The 26632-nt window shown below is 61.7% G+C and carries 32 protein-coding genes; 8 read left to right on the top strand and 24 right to left on the bottom strand.

The genetic code is table 11. The features are described 5' to 3' along the window. The 5 genes from B5D13_RS06425 to pyrE all read left to right on the top strand — a co-directional run bounded on the left by B5D13_RS06425 (nt 1) and on the right by pyrE (nt 5118). Entirely contained in the window at nt 1-996 is a 996-nt protein-coding gene (locus B5D13_RS06425; RefSeq protein ID WP_078687496.1) for a ribose-phosphate diphosphokinase, read from the top strand. 183 nt (nt 997-1179) lie between these two features. Then, nucleotides 1180-1776, top strand: a complete 597-nt coding sequence (gene pth, locus B5D13_RS06420) for an aminoacyl-tRNA hydrolase (protein WP_180363885.1) — start codon at nt 1180-1182, stop codon at nt 1774-1776. Nucleotides 1777-2006: 230 nt separating this feature from the next. After that, on the top strand, nt 2007-2849 hold the full coding sequence (locus tag B5D13_RS06415) for a sulfide/dihydroorotate dehydrogenase-like FAD/NAD-binding protein (RefSeq protein WP_078687495.1): 843 nt from the start codon (nt 2007-2009) through the stop codon (nt 2847-2849). After that, nucleotides 2837-4249, top strand: a complete 1413-nt coding sequence (gltA, locus tag B5D13_RS06410; RefSeq protein ID WP_078687494.1) for an NADPH-dependent glutamate synthase — start codon at nt 2837-2839, stop codon at nt 4247-4249. Before B5D13_RS06415 ends, gltA begins: the two co-directional genes overlap by 13 nt. 203 nt (nt 4250-4452) lie before the next feature. Next, nucleotides 4453-5118 carry an orotate phosphoribosyltransferase gene (gene pyrE, locus B5D13_RS06405; protein WP_078687493.1) on the top strand — a complete coding sequence of 222 codons (666 nt, stop codon included), beginning with the start codon at nt 4453-4455 and terminating at the stop codon, nt 5116-5118. A 141-nt stretch (nt 5119-5259) separates the two neighbouring features. Here the strand turns inward: pyrE and B5D13_RS06400 are convergent, their stop codons facing one another. The 7 genes from B5D13_RS06400 to B5D13_RS06370 form a co-directional block, all read right to left on the bottom strand. Beyond that, nucleotides 5260-6330 (bottom strand): glycosyltransferase family 2 protein, encoded by a 1071-nt coding sequence (locus B5D13_RS06400; protein ID WP_078687492.1) that lies wholly within the window; start codon nt 6328-6330, stop codon nt 5260-5262. A gap of 160 nt (nt 6331-6490) precedes the next feature. After that, complete coding sequence (locus tag B5D13_RS06395; protein WP_078687491.1) at nt 6491-7258, bottom strand: hypothetical protein; 768 nt, start codon at nt 7256-7258, stop codon at nt 6491-6493. Between the two features lie 109 nt (nt 7259-7367). Next, nucleotides 7368-8261 carry a 3-hydroxy-5-phosphonooxypentane-2,4-dione thiolase gene (gene lsrF, locus B5D13_RS06390; protein WP_078687490.1) on the bottom strand — a complete coding sequence of 298 codons (894 nt, stop codon included), beginning with the start codon at nt 8259-8261 and terminating at the stop codon, nt 7368-7370. An 84-nt stretch (nt 8262-8345) separates the two neighbouring features. Beyond that, complete coding sequence (locus B5D13_RS06385) at nt 8346-9476, bottom strand: substrate-binding domain-containing protein (protein ID WP_078687489.1); 1131 nt, start codon at nt 9474-9476, stop codon at nt 8346-8348. Between the two features lie 30 nt (nt 9477-9506). Then, on the bottom strand, nt 9507-10559 hold the full coding sequence (locus B5D13_RS06380; protein WP_078687488.1) for an ABC transporter permease: 1053 nt from the start codon (nt 10557-10559) through the stop codon (nt 9507-9509). Nucleotides 10560-10561: 2 nt separating this feature from the next. Further along, on the bottom strand, nt 10562-11578 hold the full coding sequence (locus B5D13_RS06375) for an ABC transporter permease (RefSeq protein WP_078687487.1): 1017 nt from the start codon (nt 11576-11578) through the stop codon (nt 10562-10564). 42 nt (nt 11579-11620) lie between these two features. After that, on the bottom strand, nt 11621-13159 hold the full coding sequence (locus tag B5D13_RS06370; RefSeq protein WP_078687486.1) for a sugar ABC transporter ATP-binding protein: 1539 nt from the start codon (nt 13157-13159) through the stop codon (nt 11621-11623). Between the two features lie 425 nt (nt 13160-13584). Between B5D13_RS06370 and B5D13_RS06365 the strand changes: the two genes are divergently transcribed. The 3 genes from B5D13_RS06365 to B5D13_RS06355 all read left to right on the top strand — a co-directional run bounded on the left by B5D13_RS06365 (nt 13585) and on the right by B5D13_RS06355 (nt 16506). Next, complete coding sequence (locus tag B5D13_RS06365) at nt 13585-14493, top strand: sugar-binding transcriptional regulator (protein WP_078687485.1); 909 nt, start codon at nt 13585-13587, stop codon at nt 14491-14493. A gap of 33 nt (nt 14494-14526) precedes the next feature. Next, nucleotides 14527-16089, top strand: coding sequence for an autoinducer-2 kinase (gene lsrK, locus B5D13_RS06360; RefSeq protein WP_078687574.1), 1563 nt, complete (start codon nt 14527-14529; stop codon nt 16087-16089). Nucleotides 16090-16155: 66 nt separating this feature from the next. Beyond that, nucleotides 16156-16506 (top strand): cupin domain-containing protein, encoded by a 351-nt coding sequence (locus B5D13_RS06355; protein ID WP_078687484.1) that lies wholly within the window; start codon nt 16156-16158, stop codon nt 16504-16506. 137 nt (nt 16507-16643) lie between these two features. Here B5D13_RS06355 and truA read toward each other — a convergent pair whose 3' ends face one another. From truA to rpsH, 17 genes are all read right to left on the bottom strand, one after another. Further along, nucleotides 16644-17492: a tRNA pseudouridine(38-40) synthase TruA gene (gene truA / locus B5D13_RS06350; RefSeq protein ID WP_078687483.1), complete on the bottom strand. Its 849-nt coding sequence runs from the start codon at nt 17490-17492 to the stop codon at nt 16644-16646. Between the two features lie 190 nt (nt 17493-17682). After that, complete coding sequence (gene rplQ / locus B5D13_RS06345) at nt 17683-18129, bottom strand: 50S ribosomal protein L17 (RefSeq protein ID WP_078687482.1); 447 nt, start codon at nt 18127-18129, stop codon at nt 17683-17685. Between the two features lie 36 nt (nt 18130-18165). Continuing rightward, a complete protein-coding gene (locus tag B5D13_RS06340) occupies nt 18166-19107 on the bottom strand; it encodes a DNA-directed RNA polymerase subunit alpha (protein ID WP_078687481.1) in 942 nt (313 codons plus the stop codon). Between the two features lie 23 nt (nt 19108-19130). Then, nucleotides 19131-19724, bottom strand: coding sequence for a 30S ribosomal protein S4 (gene rpsD / locus B5D13_RS06335; RefSeq protein WP_078687480.1), 594 nt, complete (start codon nt 19722-19724; stop codon nt 19131-19133). Between the two features lie 17 nt (nt 19725-19741). Then, complete coding sequence (rpsK, locus tag B5D13_RS06330) at nt 19742-20143, bottom strand: 30S ribosomal protein S11 (protein WP_078687479.1); 402 nt, start codon at nt 20141-20143, stop codon at nt 19742-19744. A gap of 10 nt (nt 20144-20153) precedes the next feature. Beyond that, nucleotides 20154-20525, bottom strand: a complete 372-nt coding sequence (gene rpsM / locus B5D13_RS06325) for a 30S ribosomal protein S13 (RefSeq protein WP_078687478.1) — start codon at nt 20523-20525, stop codon at nt 20154-20156. 15 nt (nt 20526-20540) lie between these two features. Next, on the bottom strand, nt 20541-20654 hold the full coding sequence (gene rpmJ / locus B5D13_RS06320) for a 50S ribosomal protein L36 (protein ID WP_002563183.1): 114 nt from the start codon (nt 20652-20654) through the stop codon (nt 20541-20543). 146 nt (nt 20655-20800) lie between these two features. Beyond that, on the bottom strand, nt 20801-21019 hold the full coding sequence (gene infA / locus B5D13_RS06315; RefSeq protein ID WP_078687477.1) for a translation initiation factor IF-1: 219 nt from the start codon (nt 21017-21019) through the stop codon (nt 20801-20803). Nucleotides 21020-21165: 146 nt separating this feature from the next. Continuing rightward, nucleotides 21166-21966 (bottom strand): type I methionyl aminopeptidase, encoded by an 801-nt coding sequence (gene map, locus B5D13_RS06310; RefSeq protein WP_078687476.1) that lies wholly within the window; start codon nt 21964-21966, stop codon nt 21166-21168. Next, nucleotides 21963-22589, bottom strand: a complete 627-nt coding sequence (locus B5D13_RS06305; RefSeq protein WP_078687475.1) for an adenylate kinase — start codon at nt 22587-22589, stop codon at nt 21963-21965. The genes map and B5D13_RS06305 overlap by 4 nt, the downstream gene beginning before the upstream one ends. Before the next feature lie 186 nt (nt 22590-22775). Beyond that, nucleotides 22776-24056 carry a preprotein translocase subunit SecY gene (gene secY / locus B5D13_RS06300; protein WP_078687474.1) on the bottom strand — a complete coding sequence of 427 codons (1281 nt, stop codon included), beginning with the start codon at nt 24054-24056 and terminating at the stop codon, nt 22776-22778. Then, nucleotides 24050-24499: a 50S ribosomal protein L15 gene (gene rplO, locus B5D13_RS06295; protein ID WP_078687473.1), complete on the bottom strand. Its 450-nt coding sequence runs from the start codon at nt 24497-24499 to the stop codon at nt 24050-24052. Before rplO ends, secY begins: the two co-directional genes overlap by 7 nt. Nucleotides 24500-24509: 10 nt before the next feature. Beyond that, nucleotides 24510-24698, bottom strand: a complete 189-nt coding sequence (gene rpmD, locus B5D13_RS06290; protein ID WP_078687472.1) for a 50S ribosomal protein L30 — start codon at nt 24696-24698, stop codon at nt 24510-24512. A 2-nt stretch (nt 24699-24700) separates the two neighbouring features. Continuing rightward, a complete protein-coding gene (gene rpsE / locus B5D13_RS06285; RefSeq protein ID WP_078687471.1) occupies nt 24701-25222 on the bottom strand; it encodes a 30S ribosomal protein S5 in 522 nt (173 codons plus the stop codon). A gap of 11 nt (nt 25223-25233) precedes the next feature. Beyond that, nucleotides 25234-25602, bottom strand: a complete 369-nt coding sequence (gene rplR / locus B5D13_RS06280) for a 50S ribosomal protein L18 (RefSeq protein ID WP_078687470.1) — start codon at nt 25600-25602, stop codon at nt 25234-25236. Between the two features lie 62 nt (nt 25603-25664). Further along, nucleotides 25665-26201, bottom strand: a complete 537-nt coding sequence (gene rplF, locus B5D13_RS06275) for a 50S ribosomal protein L6 (protein ID WP_078687469.1) — start codon at nt 26199-26201, stop codon at nt 25665-25667. A 28-nt stretch (nt 26202-26229) separates the two neighbouring features. Further along, nucleotides 26230-26628: a 30S ribosomal protein S8 gene (gene rpsH, locus B5D13_RS06270; protein WP_078687468.1), complete on the bottom strand. Its 399-nt coding sequence runs from the start codon at nt 26626-26628 to the stop codon at nt 26230-26232. Between the last annotated feature and the right edge of the window lie 4 nt (nt 26629-26632).

Here is a 26632-nt window from a genome sequence, read left to right as displayed (position 1 = left end):
ATGTACGAGAACCTGAGCCAGCCTCTCAACGTCGAGAAGAACATTCGACTCTACACGGGAACGGGCAACCCCCAGCTCGCACAGAGGATCGCGAACGTCCTGCACCTCGAGCTCTCCGGCCTCAAGCTCGAGAAGTTCGCCAACGGCGAGACCTACGCCCGCTTTGAGGAGACCGTCCGCGGCAGCGAGGTCTTCTTCGTCCAGTCCATCGCCGGCCAGAACGTCAACGACCTGCTCATGGAGACCCTGATCGTCGCCGATGCCGCCACGCGCGCGTCCGCCGCGAGCTTCACGGTGGTCATCCCCCACTACGGCTATGCCCGCCAGGACCGCAAGGCCGCCTCGCGCGAGCCGATTACCGCCCGCCTCGTCGCAAACCTGATCGAGGCCGCCGGCGTCGACCGCGTCATCGCGCTTGACCTGCACTCCAACCAGATCCAGGGCTTCTTCGACATCCCCGTCACGCACCTGACCGCCCTCTACCAGTTCGGCGACTACTTCAAGACCAAGAACCTCGACATGAACAACACCGTCGTCGTCTCGCCTGACATGGGCCGCGCGAAGGTCGCCAAGAAGCTCTCCGACTACCTGGGCTGCGAGGTCGCGATCGCCCACAAGAGCCGCCCGAAGCACAACGCCGCCGAGGTCATGGGCATTATCGGCAACATCAAGGGCAAGACCTGCATCGTCAACGACGACATGATCGACACCGCGGGCACCCTGGTGGGCTCCATCACCAAGTTGAAGGAGATGGGCGCAGGCGACATCTACATCAGCGCCACGCACGGCATCTTCTCGGGCCCCGCTATCGAGCGCCTCGAGAACGCCCCCATCGAGGAGTGCGTCGTCACCGACGCTATCCCCTGCGCCGTCGCCAACACCGTCGGCTCCAAGATCAAGAGCATCTCCATCGCCCAGGAGCTGGCCGACGCCATCTACGCGGTCTACGCCGACAAGCCGGTCTCCGGCGTCTCAGGCGGAAACTCCGAGATGTAATAGGCGGCCTCCAGCTCGCCTAGCAGCACGACACGCAAGGGCCGTCCCACTTGGGGCGGCCCTTTTTGCGCGGCGCTCCAAGTGGGACGGCCCTTGCGACCCACGGGGGCGCCAGCAGCGTCGCAGGTACAATATAAGATGAAGCCAGAAGAGAATCGCTGGACACGCACCAAAGGACACGTCATGGCCAAGCAGGCACAACCCAAAGAGATAAAGCTGATCTGCGGCCTGGGCAACCCAGGACCCGAATACGCGCGCACCCGACACAGCGCGGGCTTCGCAACCGTCGACGCGCTCGCGGAACGCTCGCACGTCTCGTACTGGAAGAGCCAGGCGGGCTGCGAGATGGCCGACGCCAAGCTGCGCGCGGGCGGCGAGCTTCATGAGGTCATCCTCGCCAAGCCGCAGAGCTACATGAACACCAGCGGCGGCCCCCTCTCCAAGCTCATGCGCGAGCTGCGCATATCGCCCCAGGAGATTCTGGTGGTGCACGACGAGGTGGACCTGCCCGTAGGGACCATCCGCGTCAAGTGGGGCGGTGGGCTCAACGCCCACAACGGGCTGCGCTCGATCGCAGACAAGCTCGGCACGCGCGACTTCGCGCGCCTGCGCTTCGGCATCGGCAGGCCGCCCGGAAAGATGAGCGTCGCCGACTACGCGCTGCGCCAGCTCAAGGGCAGCTTTTTAGACGAGTTCGAGGTCACCGCCCAGGACGCGGCCTCAGCCTGCGAGAAGTGCCTCGAGCGTGGGGTGCTCTGGTGCCAGGACAACATCCGCTAGCGGGCGGGCAGGGTTTCTCGACGGCTTCTTCGGGCTCCTCGGCACCCGCACCCTCGGCGAGCCCCAAGCTCTGCCGAGCAATAGCGTCCAACAGCCAATACGTCACGCATTTTCGTGACTGGTTAGCTATCATGTCGAGTTGCGAGCGCACGGGGGGGCGCTCGCCGTAACGGTATTCGCGGCGGTGCGCCGCTGCGCAAGTGGCAGTGTTTTGTGAGAGGAGTTCGTTGATGTACAAGATCCTCGAAAAGACGCAGTTCTCGGAGAAGGTCTTCAAGTTCCGCATCGAGGCACCAGAGATGGCCAAGCACGCCCACGCCGGCCAGTTCCTGATGGTGCGCCCGAACGAGAGCGGCGAGCGCGTTCCGTTCACGTTTGCGGACTGGAATGCCGAAGAGGGCTGGGTCGAGTTCATCTTCATGGTCGTCGGAAAGACCACGACCATGCTGTCCTCGTACGAGGCCGGAGATTCCCTGCTCGACGTCACGGGCCCCCTTGGCCAGCCCACCGAGATGGGTGACGGCAGGTGGTGCGTCATCGGCGGCGGCGTCGGCCTCGCCATCGCATTCCCGGTCGCTCGTCAGCTGGCGGCGACCGGCCACGAGGTGCACGCCATCATGGGTGCCCGCACCAAGGACCTCCTGCTGCTCGAGGACCAGTTCAGGGCCATCCTGCCCGAGGACCACGTCCACATCACCACGGACGACGGCTCCTACGGCGAGAAGGGCGTCGTCACTGCCCCCCTCGAGCGTCTGCTGGATGCCAAGGCCGTCGACCAGGTCTTCTGCGTCGGCCCCGTCCCGATGATGAAGTTCTCCACGCTCACCGCCCAGAAGTTCGGCACCCCCATCACCGCGTCGCTCAACCCCATCATGGTCGACGGCACGGGCATGTGCGGCTGCTGCCGCGTCGAGATCGACGGCCAGACCAAGTTCGCTTGCGTCGACGGCCCCGACTTCGACGCAACGAAGGTCGACTGGGATGACCTTCGCGCACGTCAGGCTGCATACCGTACCGAGGAGGGCCAGTCCCTCAAGGCCTATGAGGAGGCGAACTGCGCATGCCACAGGTAAATGGTCGCTGGGTTGCCGACATGAAGGCACCCCGCACTGCAGACAACGAGGAGCCCGCAGAGGAGCGTGCCCGCGACTTCCGTCCCGTCGACCGCGGCTTCACCGAGGAGATGGCAGTCGCCGAGGCCGAGCGCTGCATGAGGTGCAAGAACCCCAAGTGCGTCCAGGGCTGCCCCGTCAACATCAACATCCCCGCCTTCATCGAGAAGATCGCCGAGAGGGACTTCGGTGCCGGCCTGGACATCATCCGCGAGTCCTCGATGCTGCCCGCCATCTGCGGCCGCGTCTGCCCGCAGGAGAACCAGTGCGAGGGTAAGTGCATTCGCGGCATCAAGTCCGAACCCGTCGCAATCGGCCAGCTCGAGCGCTTCCTGGGCGACCGGCCCGAGCTCGCGAGCAAACCCGAGATGAAGCCCTCCAATGGCATGAAGGTCGCCGTGATCGGCTCCGGCCCCTCCGGCATCACCTGCGCCGGTGAGCTGGCGCGCAACGGCTTCGAGGTCACCGTCTTCGAGGCGTTCTTCACGGGCGGTGGCGTTCTGGTCTACGGCATTCCCGAGTTCCGTCTGCCCAAGGCCGTTGTCAAGCGCGAGATCGACGGCCTGAAGGACATGGGCGTCAAGTTTGAATTCAACTCCGTTATGGGCAACCTCGCTGACGCCGAGGAGCTTCTGGGCGAGAAGGGCTTCGACGCGATCTACGTCGCAACCGGCGCCGGCCTCCCCAAGTTCCTGAACATCCCGGGCGAGAACCTCCCCAACGTCTTCTTCGCCAACGAGTACCTCACGCGCGTGAACCTGATGAAGGCGAACAAGTTCCCCGAGTTCGACACCCCCACCAAGCATGGCAAGCAGGTCATCGTCTTCGGCGGCGGCAATGTCGCAATGGACGCCGTCCGCACCGCAAAGCGCCTGGGCGCCGAGCGCGCGATCATCGCCTACCGCCGCACCGAGGACGAGATGCCTGCCCGTAAGGCCGAGCTCCACCACGCCAAGGCCGAGGGCGTCGAGGTCATGCCGCTTGTCTCCCCCCTCGAGTTCCTCAAGGGCGAGGACGGCAACGTCTGCGGCGTGCGCGTGCAGAAGATGGAGCTGGGCGAGCCCGACGAGTCCGGGCGCCGTCGCCCCGTCCCCATCGAGGGCGCCGTCGAGGAGATTCCCTGCGACGTCGCGATCTCCGCAATCGGCACCAACGCCAACCCCTTCGCCAAGAAGATTGGCGGCATGGAGCTCAACAAGTGGGGCTACATCATCGCCGACGAGGAGACGGGCCGCACCTCCAACCCCAAGATCTGGGCAGGCGGCGACATCGTCACCGGCGCCGCAACGGTCATCCTGGCCATGGGCGCAGGCAAGAAGGCTGCCGCCGACATGACCAAGGTGCTGACGGACCAGGAGTAGCCAAGCGACGCCCCCAAGCGGAAGGCGCGCGAAAGCGATTCAGACGGAGGCCGACCCCGAAGGGTCGGCCTCCGTTCTCAAACGAGCGTTATGCCATGTGCATTTGGCCGCGCGACACACAAGCGGCGCTTCGCACGGCCCCAGGCCCCGCCCATGCACTACCATTGACGAGGCAAGCCACACCCAAAGAAGGGGGACCTTTGATGCAGGACTACAAGCGCGAGTTCATTCAGTTCATGGTCGACAGCCACGTGCTCAAGTTTGGCGACTTCACGCTCAAGAGCGGTCGCAAGTCCCCGTTCTTCATGAACGCAGGCGCCTACGTGACCGGCGAGCAGCTCCTGATGCTGGGCCGCTACTACGCACAGGCAATCCACGACAACTTCGGCGACGACTTCGACATCGTATTCGGCCCGGCATACAAGGGCATCCCCCTGTCCGTCGTGACCGCCGTCGCCTATCACGAGCTCTATGGCAAGGAGATTCGCTATTGCTCCGACCGCAAGGAGGCCAAGGACCATGGCGCCGACAAGGGCCAGCTGCTGGGCGCCGAGCTGAAGGACGGCGATCGCGTCGTCATCGTCGAGGACGTCACCACCTCGGGCAAGTCGATCGACGAGACGTACCCCAAGCTGAAGGCCGCAGCCGACGTCGACGTCAAGGGCCTCATCGTTTCGCTCAACCGCATGGAGGTCGGCAAGGGCGGCAAGGTGTGCGCGCAGCAGGAGATCCAAGAGAAGTACGGCTTCCCCGTCACCAGCATCGTCAGCATGGCCGAAGTCGTCGAGGAGCTCGAGGGCTCGGTCATCACGCCAGAGCTCAAGGCCGCCATCGACGCCTACTACGAAAAGTACGGTGCGAAGGAGTAGCCCTCGGGCCAAAGCCCCCATACGGCCGCGAGAGAGGTCGCAGGGACAAATAAGAGACTGGTGGAGAAGCACGTACTTCTCCACCAGTCTTCCTTTCTCTTACGGAGGCGCACGAGGCGCTGCGACACCAGCTTCCCACCCCTAGCGGTTGGCCTTGAGCGTCGCGAAGAGCTTTGTGTTGTGGCGCTTCACGAACGAGATGAACTTGCCCTCGCGATACGCAAGCGCAGCGTTCCTCTGCCTGATCGGCGCGAGCATCATCTGCATCATGCGGGAGTGCGGACGCGCCACGGCGACGGCAACCTGAGCTCGGTCAGTCGAGATCATGCGCTCGATCTCGGCCATCTTCTGGTGGACGCTCAGCGTGCACTTGGGGTTGCAGACGTTTTCGATGCAGCCCACGAGTCGCTCCGCGTAGCGGCGCTGGACCATCTCCATGCTGGCAGCGTCACCGTCGAGTCCCCAGTGGTGGTAGAGGTCGAGCATCCAGCCATGCTCCTCCTCGCGCTTGTCGTACATGTCCGGCCTCCAGCGCGCGGTCTCGGACTCGCTGCGCTGACGGATGAAGTGGTAGTACGGGTGCGAGATGACGCCTACCTTCTGGACGTCGCGAATGTAGTCGAGCACGTAGGGAAAGTCGTCCCAGAACGTGGGACGGAACCTCAGCCCAAGCTCCTCGATGCGCGAGCGCAGGAACAGCTTGTTCCAGGGTGGATACAGCTGGTTCACGTCGAACAGTCGCCATGCGGCGGCGCGGAAGTCTGTCTGGGTTGCGAAGACCGCATCGGGGCAGTTCTTCACCTCGGTGGTGTGCTGGTCGGCGGCGCCGTAGTAGGTGTCGATGTAGAAGCCGGCAATGACCAGCTCGAGGTCATGCGCGTCGCCGAACTTGACCATGTCGGCGAGCATCTGGGGCTCCGCCCAGTCGTCGGCGTCGAAGAACATCACGTACTTGCCGCGGGCACGGTCAAGCGCGTTGTTGCGTGCTGCCGGTGCGCCGCCGTTCTCCTGGTGGATGACCGTGACGCGGATGTCCCTGTCGGCGATGGAGTCCAGAATCTGGCCGGTGCGGTCACTCGAGCCGTCATCGACGGCCAGAAGCTCCCAATCCTCAAAGGTCTGGTGCTGCAGGCTCTCGACCGCCCTTCGCACGTACCTGTCGACGTTATACGCCGGCATGATGATCGATATCTTGGGCAACCTTGGGGTCATGCTGCGATATCTCCAGACCACGGGGTTCGAACTACACGGGCGAGGCCAAACGGGACTCGCCGCACAGGGTGATTATCGCCTAGCGCGCAAGCTGCCATGTGAACGTGGCGTGATTATCAAAGGATTTCAGCAGATTCACAGACCGAGGAACCCGTGAACGTCACTGCGCGGCGACCAGGATTCCCAGCTGGACGCCAAGCTGCACGGGGTCGAGAACCGATCGCGTCCCGCCCGCACCATTGTCCTCCGACGTGACGGCGGCGTCGAAGTGCTGGAAGTTCGCGACGCCGATGGACTGGACGAGCTCGGCGAGGCTCATCATGTCGCTAACGCTCATGTCGGTGTTGATGGACGAGAGGATGTCGGACGAGGACCCCAGGATGGCCGAGACGCCATGCCCCTTGAGCGCGGCGACCTTGTCCCAGACGTCCTCCGTCGCGACGACCACGTGGGTCATCCTCAGGTTTGACGCACCGGCGATGGGGACGATGCAGGCGGAGGGCCCCTGCTCCTGGTAGAGCTCGGCCAGGGTCGTCTCGGTCTCGCCGTTCGCGACCTTGGTGTCCAGGGGAATCGACGCGATTGCGGCCGTACGGGCCGTCGCGTCGAGCGTGAGGATCTCGGCACGCTTCAGCTGGGGCTTCTCGGCGCTCACGTCGTCAACGGTGAGCACGAGGACGTTGGTGAACGAGTGCGACGAGAAGGAATAGCCATCTGGGCTGGTGGCGCCCTCCTGGGACTTGACCGCACTGCCGAGGGCCTCGTCCGAGATGCGGGTCGGCTGGTTCGCCTTGCCCCAGAGGCTAGACACCACAAGGGCGAGCGCGACGAAAATCACCACGAGGACGGCAACCGCCACCGGGTTGAACTTGGGATCGTAGTGCCAAACGTCCGTGCGCTCGAACTTCTCGCGCTCCTTGAAAAGCATGGTGCCTCCCTGCAGCCAATCGTTTCTGTACCGATGATACCCAATGAGAGGGGACGCCGCCCCCGGAATGCCCCGGAAGCGGCGCCCCGCCATGCTTTTGGCAGCCAGGCTACGCCTTGCTGGCGTCGCTGACCGAGTCCTGCAGGAACTCGTAGGCCTCGGCGTCGGTGTAGCCCTCGTGGACTATCTTACCGACTGCCTGCGCCATCTGGACGGGATACGGGCTCTGGAAGATGTTGCGCCCCATGTCAACGCCGCGAGCACCCTTGCGAATGACGTCGAAGGCAAGGTGAAGCGCGTCCTTCTCGGGAAGCTTCTTGCCACCGGCGACGACGATGGGCACGGGACAGGCGGCAACGACCTCCTCGAAGTCCTCGCAGTCGTAGGTCTTCACCATCTGGCAGCCCATCTCGGCTATGATGCGCGTCGCAAGCTTGAAGAAGCGGCCCGTGCGCTCCATGTCCTTCCCCACCGCGCAGACGCCGAGGGTCGGAATGCTGTAGCGGAAGCCCGCGTTGATGGTGCGGCTGAGGTTGTCGATGCTCGAGAGCTGCCCGTCGCCTCCGATGAAGGTCTGGACGGCCATGCAGTCGGCGTTCAGGCGGATCGCGTCCTCGATGTCGACGGCAACGACCTCGTGGGAGAGATCCTCCTGCAGCATCGAGGAGCCCGAGGTGGTGCGCAGGGCGACGGACTTCACAATCTCGGGCGGCACGCAGTCGCGCAGGGCGCCGCGCGTCCCCATGAAGACGTCGATGTAGGGCGCGAGCCTGGGGAGCAGCAGGTCAAGGCGCTCGAGACCGGCCGTGGACCCCATGAAGTAGCCATGGTCGAAGGCGAACATGACCGTGTTGCCGCTCTTGGGACTGAAGATGTTAGACAGGTGCTTCTTCATGCCCCAATCGAGGCTGTTCGCGCCCTTGACGTAGAAGCCCCTGTCGTTGGCGAACGGGATGTCAACGTGGTAGTCCTTTGCCACCTTGACCCCATCGAGATCTGCCATGGTGCGTTCCTTTCTGCGTTTCCCGCAAGGGGAGGGCCGGCGGGCGAGCCCGTCGACCCTCCGCGTTACAGATCCGAGAAGTAATTAGAAGTCGTAGTCGCCGACGTTCTCGGAGGTAAAGACGAGGCGCTCGGGGAGCAGGATTACGCCGTTGTTCTCGTCTGCAGTCTTGGCGCCCTCAGAGATCGAGTCATTGGCCAGAACCTCGCACTCGCCGATGTCGGGAATGTCGATCTTGTCACCGACCTTGACCTTGTTGCCCGCCGCAAGGAACGCCGAGACGTAGCACCCCATGGCACCCTGCAGGCCGCAGTCCCAAAGGCCCCAGTTGTAGATCGTGCCGTGGTCGCAGAAGTCCTTGATGGACATGGGCGACGCGAAGCCGGTAATCGTGATCTTCTGGGCATCGTAGCCCTTGTTCTCGGCGGCCTGGCACTGGCCAGGCAGGGCCGTGGAGTCGTTGCAGATGATCAGGTCGATGTCCGAGTAGGCGTCCAGGATGGACTCGCCGATGGAGATGGCCTTCTCGGCGTCCTGCTCGGAGTAGTAGTTGTCCTCGTGGACGTTGGTCCAGTTGGGATACTTCTCCTTAATGACCTTCTCTGCCGCGACGTGCCAGGAGTTCTGGTCGGTAACGGTCGCCTGCGAGTAGTGCCAGACGTACTTGATGGGGTCCTTCTCGGGATCCTTGCCGCGCTGCTTGAGACCGTCGACGGACATGTCAATGAGCATCTGGCCCAGGATCTCGGGCGTGCCCTGGGAGACCATGAGCGCGCGATCTTCCGGGTTGGCGTCGGAGTCCCAGGCGCAGACGGTCACGCCCGCGTCAGTTGCGGCCTTCAGCGCGTCGGAGACGCCTGCCGCGTCGACCGTCGAGATGCACAGCGCGTCCACGCCCGCAGCGACGACGTTGTTGATGACGGAGACCTGCGCGGAGACGGACGCCGTCGCGTCTCCCTGGTAGTCAACGGTGAAGCCCCAGTCCTTGGCGTGCTTCTGGGCACCGTTGTTGGCGGACTCGAAGAAGGCGTTTCCGGTCACCTTCGGGATGAAGGCAACGGTCTTGCCCTTGATGTCGCCGCCCTCGGACGCGCCGGAGCCAGAGGAGCCGCCGTCTGCGGGAGCCTGGCCGCCGCAGCCCATGAGCCCAAGACCCAGGAGCGCAACCGTGGAACCACTTGCCTTGACAAAGCTACGACGTGAAAGCTGACTCATAAAACTACCTCCAAATGCTGTAACCCCGCCCTATACCTTCGCAACTTCCTTCTTGCCGAGCAGCGACTTCAGCCAGGGAAGGACCCCCATGCTTCCGGCTGCCGAACGGCCAAGAATGATCACCATCAGCAGGACGCCGATGGGGATATCCAGATACTGCGTACCGACCTTGAAGCAGAGCGGCATGCCAAAGCGCACGAGGCCGATCGCGAACGATGCGAGCGCCACGCCGATGACGGAGCCCTTCCCGCCGGTGACCAGCGTGCCGCCCAGAACGACCGCAGTAATGATGTCCATGGTGAGGTCGGCGCCGAGGTCGGACTTCGCGGTGCCGAGATACGAGGTGAGAAGGACGCCAGCGATTGCCGCGAAGAGTGCGCTGAGCATGTAGGTGCTCATGACCGTGCGGCGCGTATTGATGCCGGAGTACTCCGCGGCGCGTGGGTTGGTGCCCGAGAGGATGACCCTGCGGCCATACTTGGTCTTGTTGAGCAGGACGAACGAGAGCGCCAGAAGGAGCAGGAAGACGAGCATCTGGAGCGGCACCATCCCGAAGAGCTTGTAGGTGCCCAGGAACTTGAAGTCGCTCGGGAAGCCGCTGATTCCCTGGTAGCTCTCCGTACTCGAGAAGGTCGAGATGATCAGCGCGAGGCCGGAATACAGGAAGCTGCCGCCGAGCGTGACGACCATCGCCTGGACCCCGCAGTACGCAATCAGGAACCCCGAGAACGCCCCGCACAGGACGCAGACCACGATGGCCAAGGCCACCGCCCCCCAGATGGAGAGACCCCAGTCCTGCCACGCGACGCCGACGATGATCGAGGTTAGGCCCACCAGGGAGGCGACCTGGATGTCGATTCCGCCGGTGATCATGACGAACGTGACGGCCGTGGAGATGATGAAGACGGGCAGCGAGTCGTTCAGGCTCGTAAAGAGGAGCGTGGGCCTCAGGAACTTGGGGTTCGCCGCGCCGAACACGATGAACTCGGCGATGATGAGCCCGATAAGCAGGAGATTCCAGCTGCCCTGCCCCGCGCACAGGCGGGACCAGACCCCTCTTGCGCCGCCAGAGACCTTAGCCATGGCTACTCGCCTCCCTTCAGGCCCTCGTCGTCTGATCCGACGCGCGCCGCCAGACGAGCATGACGGTTCTTCCGGGCGCTGCGCACCTGAATGAGCGCGTCCACGACGACGATGACGATCAGGATGATTCCCGTGATCGCGTTGTCGTAGTTCGACGAGAAGCCCATGAATACCAGCAGGTAACTGATGGATGCCATGATGACCGCTCCCACGGCCGATCCGATGACCGAACCCACGCCACCAGCCAGGCTGATGCCGCCGAGCACGCAGGCGGCAACCGCCTTCATCTCGTAGCCACTGCCGGAGGTCGAGGTCACGAATCCGATGCGGCTGCAGAAGATGATGCCCGCGATTGCCGAGAGCACTCCGCAGATCACGTAGGCCAAAAGCATCGTGCGCGTCGAGTTGATTCCGACCAGGTTCGCACCGCCCCTGTTGTCGCCGACCGCCTTGAAGTTGTGGCCTCCTTTGGTCTTTGTCAGCAGGAGGTGGATCGCAATGGTCACGAGGACGACGCCGCAGTAGTAGACCGTGAGGTCGCCCACGGCGGTGACGGCCGAGAAGTCCTTGAAGGCCTTGGGAAGGTTCTCGACCCACGCGCCACCGGCTATGAGGTACATGAGGCCGCGCAGCACGCCGTTGGTCCCCAAGGTGAAGATGAGGGAGGGTGCCTTCATGACAGCGACGCCCCAGCCGTTGATAAAACCTATGAGCGCGCCAATCGCAATGCCCACCAGGACGGCGACGGCGACGCCCTGCCCATCGCGAAGCATCATGCCGACGACCGTCGCGACCAGGCCGAGGTTGGAACCAACCGAAACGTCAATCTCGCCGATGAAGAGCGTGAACGCCATGCCGACGGCGACGAGCGTGTAGACGACGGCTGTGTTGAAGCACGCGGAGACATTGGACCCGTTTAGAAACGCAGGGTTGATGGCCCCTACGACAAGGAACAGCGCGATCAGAAACAGGATCGAGCTTATCTCCCTCGCCTTGAGCGCCTTCTTGATGACTTCCATAACCGTGCCTCCACCTACTTCCACAGACCGGGTGCCTCTCGTCTAAATGGCTTTTGCCGACTCGCGGTCAAGAGCGCCGAACGAAGCGGCCATGAGGTTGTCCTGGGTTATCTCGTCCTTCGAGAACTCGCAGTTGATGCGCCCGCGATACATGGTCACCGCACGGTCGGCAAGCTCGACGATCTCTTCCATGTCAGACGAGATGAGGAGGATGGAGACGCCGGTCTTGCGCAACTCCTGGAGGACGGCGTACACGTCGCCTCGCGCAGCCGCGTCGATTCCGCGCGTGGGCTCGTCAAGGATGACGAGCTTGGGGCCAGTGGCGAACGCGCGCCCGATGACAATCTTCTGCTGGTTGCCACCAGAGAGGCTTCCGACCTCCTGCGCGAGCCCCGTGACCTTCGTGCGGAAGTCGTCGACATAGGACTGGGCGACGGCGTCCTCCTTGCCCTTGCTCAGCAGGAACGAACCTATGCGCCCACCGCCAAGAAGTGCGGAGGTCGTGTTCTCGGCAACGTCCCTCAGGCCAAAGATTCCGTAGTTGAAGCGGTCCTCCGACACATAGTTAAGGCCCGACGCGATGACCTGCTTGGTCGACTTGCCCGTGATGTCCCTCCCGTTGAGGAACACCTTTCCGCCCAGGACCTTGTCGCGCCCGAAGATGGTGGTCGCCATCTCCGTGCGCCCCGCGCCCACAACGCCGGCAAGGCCGAGCATCTCGCCTGGATAGACCTTGAGGTTCACGTGCTTGAAGCCGAAGCCCGAGAAGTCCCTCAGATCAAGGACCGGCTCGGCGTCGTAGTCGATTACGTTGGGACATGCGCCGCTCTTGCGGCGGATCTTCGCAGCATTGGGAGGCAGAAGCCCTTTCACCAGGTCGTCCTTGGTGAAGTCGCGCACGTCGCCGGCCGTCGCGATGATGCCATCGCGCATGATGCAGACGCGGGTGGCAATCTCGAAGACCTCGCTGAGGCGATGCGTGATGTAGATGATGCCGATGCCCTTCTCCCTCAGGCCTGTGACGACCGAGAAGAGCGCCTTCACCTCGTCGAAGGCAAGGGCAGAGGTGGGCTCGTCCAGAATAAGGACCTTGGACTTACGCATGATGCCTCGCAGGATCTCGACCATCTCCTGCTCGGCGATGGAGAGCGTCGAGGCCTTGCGCGTGAGTTCGAGGTGCCAACCGACCTCGTCCATCGCCTCGGCGAGCTCGCGGTCGAGCTCGGCCTGCGGACGGTCGAAGCCGATGGTGATGTTCTCGGCCACGGTCATGTTGGGAAACAGCAGCGGCTCCTGGGGAACCATGTAGACGCTGCGCGACAGCGCCTCTTTAGTGCTGTTGTGCTCGACCTTGACGTTTTCGACGAAGATCTCTCCGGCGTCATGTCCGTAGATGCCCATGACGATCTTCATGAGCGTCGACTTGCCCGCCCCGTTGCCACCAATGAGGGCGAGTACCTCGCCGGGCTCCAGGTCGATGCTCACGCCCTTGAGGACCGCATTGCTGCCAAAGGACTTGTAGATGTCGCGGACCGACAGGAGCGTGCTTTCTGGAGTGTATGGCTCTGGAGTCCTAAGCATCCCGTCACATCTCCCTTGCGTACATATCGCGTTACGCCTGGACATATGTTTTCCGTTGCTATTGTTTACGACAAAGGTAGCCACTTGTTTCATTTGTCGGACATACGGTAGTGATTTGCAGGTGCGCGGCAAGCGGGTATTTTGCGGCGGCAAACGGTGCCAGAAGAGCCGCCCAAAGTGGCCCCTTTTCTCATAATCACCTTATTTACCTCGTACTTTATTGCAACGTCTTGTAGCAAGAAGAACATTGCGACACCTACCGCCAAAGCCTCCCATCCGCTGGCCGAGACTTGAGGTGCGTTCAAAGCAACTAGCGCAAAAGTTCGGTTGACGCACATTCGTCTAATGTCGTAGTACTGCATTGGCTATACTTTTCAGAGACACGTTCGTCTGACGAGTGAACATTAGCCATGATTGGAGACCCCATGGTCGACTTCGAGTACCAACAGATGGTGCGCGCTGCCTGGAACTATTACCTCCAGGAGCACACCCAGCAAGAAGTTGCCAACTACCTCGGCGTATCGAGGGCGAAGGTGATTCGCCTGCTCAACGATGCGCGCGAGCAGGGCGTCATCCAGTTTGTCTTCCGTCCCGAGGACGACAAGCGCATGTCGGTCGAGCAGGACCTCATCAGCCGCTACGGCCTCAAGGACGCCTACGTCGTCCCGAGGGAGGACTCGGATTCCATCAAGGAGAGCGTCGCCCGTGCAGCCGCCCAGTACATCTCGCAGCACCTTGGCGACGGCGGCTTCCTCAACGTCGGCTACGGCGACACCATGGGAGCCATCCTCAAGCACCTCGCCAACGGCGGCAAGCGCGACCTCAACGTGATCAGCCTCACCGGCGGGGTCAACTACTACCTTCCCATGGTCGGCGCAAGCGCCTTCAACCTGAGGCTGTTCCTCATCCCCGCCCCTCTGGTCGTGTCGAGCGTAGAGGTGCGAGACGCCCTCATGCAGGAGCCCGGCGTTCAGGAGGTGCTGCGCATGAGCTCCCACTCGAACATGAGCGTCGTCGGCATCGGCGCCATGACGTCCGACGCCACGGTCATGCGCAACGGGATCATCTCTCAGAGCGAGTTCACGATGCTCAGCATGCAGAATGCGGTCGGCGACGTTCTTGACCACTTCGTCGACGCCGACTGCAACCTCATAGCGACCGACATCGAGGACCGTCTGGTGGGCACGAGCCTCGAGGACCTCAAGCAGATGGACAACGTCGTCGGAGTTGCCGGCGGACCCGACAAGGCCGACGCGATACGCGCGGTCCTCAAGGGCGGCTGCCTCGACATCCTGATTACCGACGAAGGCACGGCACGGGCAATTCTCGCCTGACGGCCCCGGAGGGGCCAGGAATGGGGGATGGTTATGAGCAAGTACCTGATGGCCATCGACGCAGGCACGGGCAGCGTACGTGCGGTCCTCTTCGATACTGACGGCAACCAGATAGGTGTCGCGCAGACCGAGTGGACGCATCGGGAAGACCCCCGCTGGCCCGGGTCCATGGACTTCGACTGGAAGCACAACTGGGACCTCGCGAGCGGCTGCGTGAGAGAGGTTCTCGCCAAGACCGGCGTGGACGCCCGTGACGTGCGCGCCGTCTCGACCACCTGCATGCGAGAGGGAATCCTGCTGTACGACGTCCAAGGCGAGGTCATTTGGGCCTGCGCGAACGTCGACGCGCGCTCCAACGACGAGGTAGCCGAGCTCATCCAAATGAACCCCGAGCTCGAGCGCGAGATCTACCTCGAGAGCGGACAGACCTACGCCCTAGGGGCGCTTCCCAGGCTCCTGTGGGTCAAGAACAAGATGCCCGAGATATACGAGAAGTGCGCGCGCGTCGGAATGTTCAACGACTGGCTCATCTATAAGCTCACTGGGGTCCTGGCAGTCGAGCCGTCGAACGGGTCAACGACCGGCATCATGAACCTCTCTAATCGCGATTGGGATCCGAGCATCGCCGAGCGCTGCGGAATTAAGAGCGACATCTTCCCCGAGGTCCGAGAGTGTGGCGAACAAATCGGCGTCGTCAACGCACGGGGCGCCGAGCAGACCGGCCTCGCCGAGGGGACGCCCGTCATCGTCGGTGGCGGGGACTGCCAGCTCGGCATGATAGGCATCGGCGCCTGCGAGCCGGGTCAGGCCGGCGTCTTCGGCGGCAGCTTCTGGCAGTATGAGTTCAACACCGACAACGGCAGCACCGACCCCAAGTGCCGCGTCCGCGTAAACTGCCATGCCGTGCCCGGCGTTTGGCAGTACGAGGCGCTCGCATTCAAGCCTGGCCTCGTGATGCGCTGGTTCCGCGACGGCTTCTGCCAGGCCGAGAAGGAGATCGCCCGACAAGAGGGCCGCGACGTGTACGACGTCATGAACGAGCGGGCACGCGAGATTCCCGCTGGCTCCCATGGAATGCTCTGCTGCTTCTCGGACGTCATGAACTTCATCCACTGGACACACGCGGCACCGACCTTCACCAACTTCGAGCTCGACCCGGAGCGCTTCAACAAGTACACCTTTTTCCGCGCGATCCTCGAGAACACGGCAATGCTTGTCCTAGGCCACATCGACCTTGTGCGCGAGGCGACGGGCAACGAGCCGCAAGAGCTCGTCTTTGCAGGAGGCGCCTCGAAGAGCCCGCTCTGGGCCCAGATTCTTGCCGACGTCACGGGAAAACCAGTCAAGGTCCCTGTCGTAAAGGAAGCCACCGCTCTGGGCGCCGCCATCCTGGCCGGCGTTGGCATCGGCGTCTACGCAAGCGTCGCTGACGGGGCGGCGAAGGTGGTCAAGTGGGACAAGACCTTCGTGCCCAATGCAAACAACCACGAGACCTACCGCCTGCTGTACCAGCAGTGGCGCACGGTATACCAGGCACAGCTCTCCCTTGCCGAGGGCAAGGCGACCAAAGCCATGTGGAGCGCCCCTGGAATATAGGTCGAAAAGAAGACGCGCGAGAAACGATTCCGCATCCAGCCGGTGGTCACCAAGAAAAGAGGCTCCATGTTCGTCGTAAACGAGAATGACTTCGAGTATCGCTACAAGACCTATGGTCCCAAGTACCTGATGAAAGGGCCGCGTATGAACTACGCGCTCGTCGCCTTCCAGCCCGGCGACGACTTCCAAGCCCACTATCACAACGTGATGGAAGAGAACTTCTTCATCCTAGAAGGAAAGATAGACATTGTGGTAGACGGCGTGGTTAACACCCTTACGACCGGCGACTTCATCCACATCGAGCCAGGCGAGGAGCACTACGTCAACAACGCCTACGACCAGCCAGTCAAGATGGTCTCGACCCTTGCACCCTATCAGGAGGTCGACAAGGTCAACGTCGACAATCCCGAGTACTAGCGCGAGCCATACAAGCCCGGCGCTCCGCCCAAGGCCTCTGCCCCCGGGCCTCCCTTCCACGACGCGCGGCGTTCCAGACACCGCGCGTCGCCTTTTTTGGGGACACTGCGGGACCAGACCAAGGAGGCCGGGGGCAGCTAGACCCAAGGGACCAAGGCGCCCTCGTCATACTCCACGCTCTGGAACGTAAGCCCCTTCGCAGGCGCAGTGGGGCCCGCCGCCCTACGGTCCCGGGCGAGAAGCGCGGACGCGACCCACTCGGAATCTCGATGTCCCCTGCCGACCTCGACCAGGGTTCCCGTGATCGAGCGAACCATGTTGTGCAGGAAAGCATTGCCCACGACGTCAATCGCCACGATCTTCTCGCCCCCCTCGATATCATCCGTCACTCGCACCGCTTCGAGGAATCGAGAGGTCGAGCGACCGTCCGACTCGATGAGCTCCGCCGAAGACGCCTTGCAGAAGCTCTTGAAGTCGTGCTCCCCCACAAGATGCGACGCGGCCTCGTTCATCGCCGCGACATCTAGCGAACCGACGCCCCTGAGCCACCAGGCATGGTCCCACGCCAGCACCGGACGCGCGGGCCCACAGCAGATGCGATAGCGATAGCTGCGTCGACGGGCGTCAAAGCGGGCCGAAAAGCCCGCGCGGGCGCGAAAGAGCCCCAAGACCGAGATATCATCGGGCGTGAGAGCCACAAGCGAGGCATGAAGCCTTCTGCCGACGCGCTCAAGCTCCTCAGACGTCACGGGCACGCTCACGTACTGCGCAAGCGCATGTACGCCCGAGTCGGTCCTTCCGGCGCACTCCATGTCAACGGGGCGCCTGAGGGCGGTCTCAAGCGCCCGACGGAGCTCGCCCTGGACGGTCCTCTGGCCCGGTTGCTCGGCGTAGCCCGAGAACTCCGCTCCGCGATAGCCAATTCGTGCGACGAGGGTTCCAGCCACGTCCTCCCGCGGCAGGCAACCGCACTCGAGCTCCGACATCGAGTCTCTCCTAACCTGATCGGGGCGCGACGCATGCTCGGAATGGAATCAGCCCGCCGCAGCACCTCTTGCTTCCATCATCAATCATATGACACAAGCAAGCCCTCCCGACTTCGGCAACCCCTTGGAACCACAACTAAAAAAGGAGGCCCCAAAGGGACCTCCTCAAACGTTCTTGTGTGAACAAAGCCTACTCGGCGCTCTCCTCAGCCTCGGCAGGTGCGGCCTCGACCTTCTCGACCTTCTTGACGGAGGTCTTGGCGGCCTTGGCGACCGGCTCGGTCACGATCTCGATGATGACAACCTCTGCGTTGTCACCCTTGCGGGGACCAAGCTTCATGATGCGGGTATAACCACCGTTGCGGTCAGCCCACATGCCCTGAGCGGCCTTTTCAAAGACCTCGCGGACGAGCTCCTTGTCGCCAACCTTGGCGATGGCGAGGCGGCGAGAGTGAAGGTCACCCTTCTTGGCCCAGGTGATGATTCTGTCAACGTCGCCACGAATGGCCTTGGCACGAACGTCAAGGGTCTTGATGCGATCGTTGGCAAGAAGAGAAGCGACGAGGCTCTTCTTCATGGCCTTGGTATGGCTGGCATCAGTGCCGAGCTTCATACCCTTCTTCTTGTTGTGTCTCATGGTCTAGCTACTCCTCAGTAAAACGTGCGACTTGTCCTAGGCCTTGAGGCCAAGACCCATGGTCTCGAGCTTGTCCTTGACTTCCTCGATGGACTTGACGCCAAAGTTGCGGATGTTGAGCAGGTCGTTCTCAGAGAACTCAACCAGCTGACGAACGGAGTGGATTCCAGCGCGCTTGAGGCAGTTGTAGGAGCGGACGGAGAGGTCCAGATCCTCAATCTGCTTGTCAAGCTCGGTGTTGTCCTCCTCGACGCCAGTGGCAAAGATGGAGACGTCCTCATCGGGCTCCTCCTCATCAGCCAGGCTCATGAAGGCGTTCATGTGCTGGTTGATGATATTGGCCGCATCGACGACCGCGTCACGCGGGGCGATGGAGCCGTTCGTCTCGACCTCAAGGACGAGGCGGTCATAGTTGGTGTGCTGGCCAACACGGCAAGGCTCGACGGTCTTTGCGCAGCGGCGCACGGGCGAGAAGAGCGAGTCGACGTGGATGACGCCAATGGGGTCACCGTCGCGCTCGTTGTCGTCGCCAGAGACGTAGCCACGACCGGTACCGATGGTCATCTGCATGGTGAGGTGCGCACCCTCGGCCAGCGTGCAAATCACGTGGTCGGGATTCACGAGCTCAAACTCAGCGGGGACACGGAAGTCGCCGCCAGTGACCGTGCAGGGGCCGTCGATGGACAGCGTTGCCGTTGCCTCGTCGCCAGTGCCCATGGAGCTGAACACGAGCCCCTTGACGTTCAGGACGATATCGGTAACGTCCTCGCGGACGCCCTCAACCGTCGTGAACTCGTGCTGGACGCCGTCGATCTGGATGGACTCGACAGCAGCTCCCTCAAGAGAGGAAAGCAGAACGCGGCGAAGAGAGTTGCCGAGGGTGTCGCCATAGCCACGCTCGAGCGGCTCCGCGATGACGCGGGCGAGGTTGTCGGAAATCTCTTCCACCGACACCTGCGGTCGGATGAATTCGGACATGAATACCTCCTACCGTTCCAGGCTTACTTGGAGTAGAGCTCGACGATGAGCTGTGCGTCAATCTCAAGATCGATCTGATCGCGAGCGGGAGTCTGGAGGACGGAGCCCTGCAGCTTCTCGATGTCAACCTCGAGCCAAGCGGGAACCGCCATGTGCTCAGAGGAGATCAGAGCCTCCTTGATGGGGAGAAGGTCCTTCGCCTTGTTGGCGACGGCGACGACGTCGCCAGTCTTCACCTGATAGGAGGGAATGTCGACGCGCTTGCCGTTCACGGTAATGTGGCCGTGGCGGACGGTCTGACGGGCCTCCTTGCGAGTGCGGGCGAAGCCGAGGCGGAAGACGACGTTGTCAAGACGGGTCTCGAGGAGAGCCATCAGGTTGTCACCAGTGACACCCTCGATCTTCTTAGCCCTGTCATAGTAGCTGCGGAACTGCTTCTCGAGAACGCCGTAAATAAACTTGGCCTTCTGCTTCTCACGCAGCTGCATGCCGTACTCGCTCTCCTGGCGACGACGACGCTTGGGCTGACGGTTAGACTTCTTGTTGAGGCCCATGACGATCGGATCGATGTCAAGCTGGCGGCACCTCTTAAGGACAGGGGTCCTATCAATTGCCATTATGCTGTCCTTCCCTACTAGTTACGACGACGCTTCTTGGGGCGGCAGCCGTTGTGTGCGATGGGGGTCTTGTCCTGAATGCCAGAGACCTCGAGGCCAGCGGCCTGGAGGGAGCGGACTGCGGTCTCGCGACCGGAACCCGGGCCCTTGACGTACACGACGACCTTGTGCAGACCGTGCTCCATTGCTGCCTTGGCGCAAGCCTCGGCTGCGACCTGAGCCGCAAACGGAGTGGACTTACGAGAGCCCTTGAAGCCGGCGGTACCACCAGACTGCCAGGCGATGACGTTGCCCTGGGGGTCGGTGATGGAGATGATCGTGTTGTTGAACGTGCTCTTGATGTGAGCCTGGCCCACAGCAATGTTCTTGCGCTCAGCGCGACGGACGTGCGTGGTGCGCTGGTTCTTCTTCTGTGCCATTGTTTACTCCCTAACCGCGCTTCTTTGCACCGATCTGACGCTTCTTGCCCTTGCGGGTGCGAGCGTTGGTGTGGGTGCGCTGGCCGTGGACAGGAAGACCCTTGCGGTGACGGAGGCCACGGTAGCAGCCAATCTCCATCAGGCGAGAGATGTTGGTGCGAACCTCGCGGCGGAGGTCACCCTCGGTGGTGAAATTCGCGTCGATGTAATCGCGAATCTTGGTCACCTCGTCCTCGGTGAGATCCTTGACGCGGGTATCGGGGTTAACGCCGGCCTCCGCGCAAATCTTGGTCGCGCTGGTCTGACCGATGCCGTAAAGATACGTAAGACCGACCTCGACGCGCTTGTCACGCGGCAGGTCGACACCATTAATACGTGCCAACTTCGAACTCCTCTCTTAGCCCTGACGCTGCTTGTGGCGAGGGTTCTCGCAAATCACGTAAACCTTGCCATGGCGACGAATGACCTTGCACTTGTCGCACATCTTCTTGACCGAAGGACGTACCTTCATGCTCAATTCCTTCCGGTAGTGCGGATACGAACTGGTGGTGCTTCTGGCGCCCAGGTGGAGCTGAAACGCCTCTATCTACTCGCCCAGCCGCAGGCGTGAATATCCAAAGGCTGGATGCGTCCGAGGACGCGAGCTGTATTGCCCGGTTACTTATAGCGATAGGTGATGCGCCCGCGAGTCAGGTCATACGGGGAAATCTCGACGACAACCTTATCGCCCGGAAGGATGCGAATGTAGTTCATTCGAATCTTGCCGGAAATGGTGCAAAGGATGACCTTGCCGTTTTCAAGCTCGACGTTGAACATCGCGTTGGGAAGGGGTTCCAGTACAGTGCCCTCCAGCTCGATTCCTGCTTGTTTGCTCACCCTACCTACTTTCTCCCTGCGAATCACAGCGACTGAATATCATACATAAGTATGAAAGGCACGTCCATACTGGCACGCACCGTCCACATCAACTGCGCAAACAGAGCCTGATTATGCTCAGAGCAAAGCAAAATAATCGCAGCGAGTTAGCCCGCGTCCTTCTCCCCGCCCTGCATCGAACACCACGGGCCGTGATCGTCCTGCGTGAGAACGACCGGACCGTCTTCAGTGATGCCGATCGTGTTCTCATAGTGAGCGGCGGGAAGCCCATCTTTGGTAACGACGGTCCAGCCGTTGTCGAGTACTCGATTGCGATACGACCCGAGCGTGATCATAGGCTCGATGGCAATGACCATGCCGACCTGCAGACGGACGCCACGTCCCCTCTTCCCGTAATTAGGAACATTGGGGTCCTCGTGCATGCTGTGACCAACTCCGTGGCCAACATACTCACGCACGACGCCGTAGCCGTTGCCCTCTGCGAGACTCTGGATCGCGTAGCCGACATCACCCAGCGTGTTGCCCGGAACGGCCTGCTCGATGCCGGCCTTCAGGCAATCTCGCGTACATTCGCACAGGCCCCGAACCTCATCGGACACGTTGCCAACGTAGAATGTCCAGGCATTGTCTCCCGCCCAGCCGGCTTTGTTGGCACCCACATCGATTGATAGGATGTCTCCGTCCTTGAGGATGGCCCCCATAGAGGGGATGCCGTGAACGATCTGTTCGTTGACCGAGGCACAGAGGCTTCCCGGAAAGCCACCATAGCCCTTGAAGCCCGGCTTGGCATCATGAAGCCTAATGAACCTCTCTACGGCCGCATCAATCTCTGCGGTAGAGACTCCCGGCCTGGCCATCGACCCAGCAAGGCGGAGAGCACGCTTGGACAGGTCGCCCGCAGTCAGGCGATAGTCCTCCATCTCCGCCAGGGACTTAATGAAAATCATAGTCCGAGGAGGGTCTTGACATCGGCGTAGACCTCGTCGACGGGACGGTCGCCGTCGACGGTCTTCAGGATGCCGTGGCCGCCGTAGTACTCGACCAGGGGCTCAGTCTGGTTCTTATACGTGTCGAGGCGACGTGCGATGGTCTCAGGCTTGTCATCGTCGCGCTGATACATCTCGCCGCCGCAGCGGGGGCAGGTGTCAACGCCGGCGGGAGCGGTGTAGCCGCAGTCCTTGCAAGTGCGGCGCGAGGAAAGGCGGCTGATGATGACCTCAGAGGCGACGTCGACGAGAAGAGCGGCGTCCAGGTTCACCCCCATGGCCTCGAGCTCGCCGTCAAGAGCGACGGCCTGGTCGGTGTTGCGGGGGAACCCATCAAGGATGAAGCCCTTCTTGGCATCGTCCTCCTCGAGACGCTCCTTGACGAGGTCGATGACGAGCTGGTCGGGAACGAGCTGGCCTGCGTCCATGTAGCCCTTGGCTTCCTTGCCAAGCTTGCTCTGGGCCTTAACGGCAGCGCGAAGAAGGTCGCCCGTGGAGATGTGGGCAACGCCGTAGTCCGCGACGAGCTTCTGAGCCTGTGTGCCCTTACCTGCGCCAGGAGCACCAAGGAGAACGATGTTCATGCGGTAGACCGCCTTTCGAAAACGACATGCGAACAGTAATTGGGCGCAAACGCCCATCATCCACCAGTCTAGCCACGTGCAGGGCTTTCGTGAATGTGCTAATTAAAAATCCCACGCGCAGAAAAAGAAGAGCCAGGTCTCCAAAGGAAGACCTGGCTCTTTTTGAAATACGCACCGCGTTTGAGCTTACTTAAAGAAGCCCTCGTAGTTGTGCATCTTCAGCTGGGACTCCAGCTGAGCGATGGTATCCATCGCAACGCCAACCAGAATCAGCACCGAAGTTCCGCCAAACGACTGCATCAGCGTGTTGCCGGTGATGCTGAAAAGAATAGACGGCACGACGGCAAGAACCGCCATGAAGAGCGCGCCCGGAAGCGTAATGTGATCGAGAACGCTCTTGATGTAGCCTGCCGTAGCGCCACCAGGTCGAACGCCCGGAATAAAACCGCCGGCCTTGCGAAGCTGATCGGCCGTCTCCTCGGGATTGAACACCATGGAAGTGTAGAAATATGCGAAGAAGACGATGAGCAGAACAGAGAGGGCCCAGTTAATCCAACCAGAGGCGAGTGCATTCGCGAACGCCTGGATCCAACCGACGTTCGGGAAGAACACAGCCAGCTGAGCAGGAAGGTACAGCAGCGCGGAGGCGAAGATTATGGGTACGACGCCTGCGGTGTTGACCTTGATCGGCAGATACGTGGACTGGCCACCCATGATCCTGCGACCAACGACCCTCTTGGCATACTGCACCGGGATGCGGCGCTGGCCACGCTCGATGTAAATAATCACCGGAATGATGGCGATGACGACGAGCAGGGTAATGATCGTAATGATCATGCCCATGGAGTCGCTATTAATCGAAGAGATTAGGGCAGTAGGCAGACCGGCGATGATGTTCGCAAAGATGATGAGCGACATGCCGTTGCCGATGCCGCGCTGCGTGATAACCTCACCCAGCCACATAATGATGATAGCACCCGTCAGAAGGACGCCCACGATGACGAAGTCCTCGATGACCTCAGGGAAGCCCATCTGGGAGAAATCAATGCCGTAGCTCTTAAAGAGGAAGAGGTAGCCAATCGCGTTGATGAGCGCAAGGACAATCGTCAGATAACGAGTGTACTGCGTAATCTTACGCTGGCCGGACTCGCCCTCCTTGGCAAGCTCGCCCAGAGAGGGAATCACTGCCTGGAACATCTGCAGAATAATCTGCGCGGTGATGTAGGGCATGATTCCCAGACTGAACACGGAGACGCGAGAAAGTGCGCCGCCGGAGAACAGATTCAGAACCGCAATGGCTCCGCTGCCAGCGGACGCGGCAGAGAACGCGTCGAGCATGCCCTTGAAGGGCACGCCCGGCGCGGGAAGATAGGCGCCAAAGCGATAGAGGAGCAGGATTCCGACCGTAACCAGAATCTTGTTCCTAAGCTCAGGAACTCGGAATGCGTTTGCAATTCCCTTTAGCACGCCTGCTCGACCTTTCCTCCGGCCGCCTCGATCTTGGCCTTAGCAGAGGCGGAGACCTTATCAACCTTCACCGTAAGCTTCTTGGTGAGCTCGCCGTCGCCCAGGACCTTAACAGGGATATAGTCGTGCTTGATAACACCCTTGGCCATCAGGGACTCAGCATCGACGGTGTCGCCGTCGGCGAAGAGGCCCTCGAGGCGAGCGACGTTCACAGGAGCGTACTCGACACGGTTGTGATTGGTGAAGCCGGGGAGCTTAGGAAGACGCATGGCGAGCGGCTGCTGGCCACCCTCGAATCCTGCGCCCTTGCCACCGCCGGAGCGGGAAAGCTGGCCCTTGGTGCCGCGGCCGGCAGTGGTGCCGTGACCAGAAGAGTTACCGCGGCCGATGCGCTTGCGGTTCTTCTTGGCGCCCTCCGCGGGACGAAGATCATTGAGCTGCATTGGATAACTCCTAGTTCTCTTCAACCTCAACAAGGTGCTTGACCTTGAAGATCATTCCACGAACGCTCGGGTTGTCGGGCAGCACGGAGACGTCGCCGATCTTGCGGAGACCCATTGCACGACAAGTGCGAGTCTGGTCCTCCTTGACGGACGCAACGGCGCTGCGGACGAGCTTAACGGTGAGCTTCTTCTCTGCCATCGTTATGCCTCCTTACCGTTGAACATCTCGCTGACGGTGATGCCGCGACGTGCTGCGGCCTCCTCGGGGCTGTTGAGCTCCTTGAGAGCCTCGGCGGCAGCCTTGATCGCGTTAAGAGCGTTGTTGGTGCCGAGAGACTTGGAGATGACGTTGCGGATACCCGCGAGCTCGAAGAGAGGACGGACGGGGCCGCCGGCGATAACACCGGTACCCTCGACAGCCGGCCTCATGATGATGTGGCCCGCACCGTAGTGACCCTCGACGGGGTGAGGAATGGAACCGCCCTCGGTGACAGGCACCTTGAACATGTTCTTCTTAGCATCCTCGACGCCCTTCTGGATGGCCTGGGGGACCTCAGCGGACTTGCCCATGCCAAGGCCGACGTTGCCCTTGCCGTCGCCGACGACGACGAGAGCGACGAGCGACATGCGGCTGCCGCCCTTGACGGTCTTAGAGACACGGTGGATGTAGACTACGCGCTCCTGAAGATCGGAGTCATTCTGGCGCTTACGATCACGTGGCATTCAAATTCCTCCTAGAACTTCAGGCCCGCAGCGCGAGCGGCGTCGGCCAGGGCCTTTACGCGGCCGTGATAGATGTGGCCACCGCGGTCAAAGGTAACCTCGGTGACGCCCTTCTCGAGAGCACGCTCTGCAACGAGCTTGCCGACGAACTCCGCGGCCTCCTTGTTGGAGCCGATCTTGTTCTCAGCCTTGAACTCAGCACTGAGCGTAGAAGCGGAGCAAAGGGTCCTGCCTGCGACATCGTCGATGACGGAGGCATAGATGTTGGCGTTGGTACGACGAACGCTCAGACGAGGGCGCTCGGCGGTGCCGGAAACCTTGGCGCGAATGCGGCGCTGGCGGCGCTTGAGGCCGGCGCGCTTTGCCTGGTTCTTGTTCATTCCTTCTCCTTAACCACGCCATCACCTGACGGGGTGATGGTCTTTCCTTATCGTCAGCGAGACTACTTAGCAGCCTTGCCGAGCTTCCTACGAATGTGCTCGCCCTCGTAGTGAATGCCCTTGCCCTTGTACGGCTCGGGAGCACGCTTGGAACGGATCTCGGCAGCAACCTGGCCGACCTGCTCCTTGGAGATGCCCTTCACGGTGATGTGGGTGTTGTCGGGGACGTCGAAAGAGATGCCCTCGGGAGCAACGTAGACAACGGGGTGAGAGTAGCCAAGGGAGAGGTCGAGATCCTTGCCCTTGAGAGCGACACGGTAGCCGACGCCCGTAAGCTCGAGCTTCTTCTCGTAGCCCTCGGAGACGCCAACAACCATGTTGTTGATGAGGGTGCGGGTGAGGCCCTGCTGAGCGTTGGACTCAGTGGTGTCGTCGTTGCGGGTGACGAGAATCTCCTCGCCCTCCTGTGCGATGGTCAGAAGGTCGGAGAAGGTGCGAGTGAGCTCGCCCTTGCCGCCCTTGACCGTAACGGTGGTGCCCTCGATGGTCACAGTAACTCCAGCCGGAACCGTGACAGGCTTCTTACCAATACGAGACATTGTCTCCTCCTATCGTGATTCTGACGAGTTACCAGACGAAGCAGATGACCTCGCCGCCGATGCCGAGCTTGCGAGCATCGCGGTCGCACATCATGCCCTTGGAAGTGGAGATAACGGCCGTGCCGAGACCACCCATGACGCGGGGCAGCTCGTCCTTGGTCGCGTAGATGCGGAGGCCAAGCTTGGAGATGCGACGGATGCCGCGGATGACCTTCGCGTTACGGGCGCCATACTTGAGCGTGATGTGGAGGGTCTTCTGAGGCTTAGTGTCCTCGACCTCGTAGCTCTCGATGTAGCCCTCTTCGCAGATGACGCGCGCAATCTCGACGAGCACCTTGCTGGAGGGCATGGAGACCTCCTGCTTGCCCGCGCTGTTAGCGTTGCGGATGCGCGTGAGCATGTCTGCGATGGGATCAGTAACCTTCATTGAT

The organism is Olsenella sp. KH1P3 (assembly GCF_900167315.1).
In the GTDB taxonomy this organism is placed as follows: domain Bacteria; phylum Actinomycetota; class Coriobacteriia; order Coriobacteriales; family Atopobiaceae; genus Olsenella_J; species Olsenella_J umbonata_A.
The sequence above is the reverse complement of the archived record's forward strand: the minus strand, read 5'-3'. Positions and strand labels throughout refer to the sequence as shown.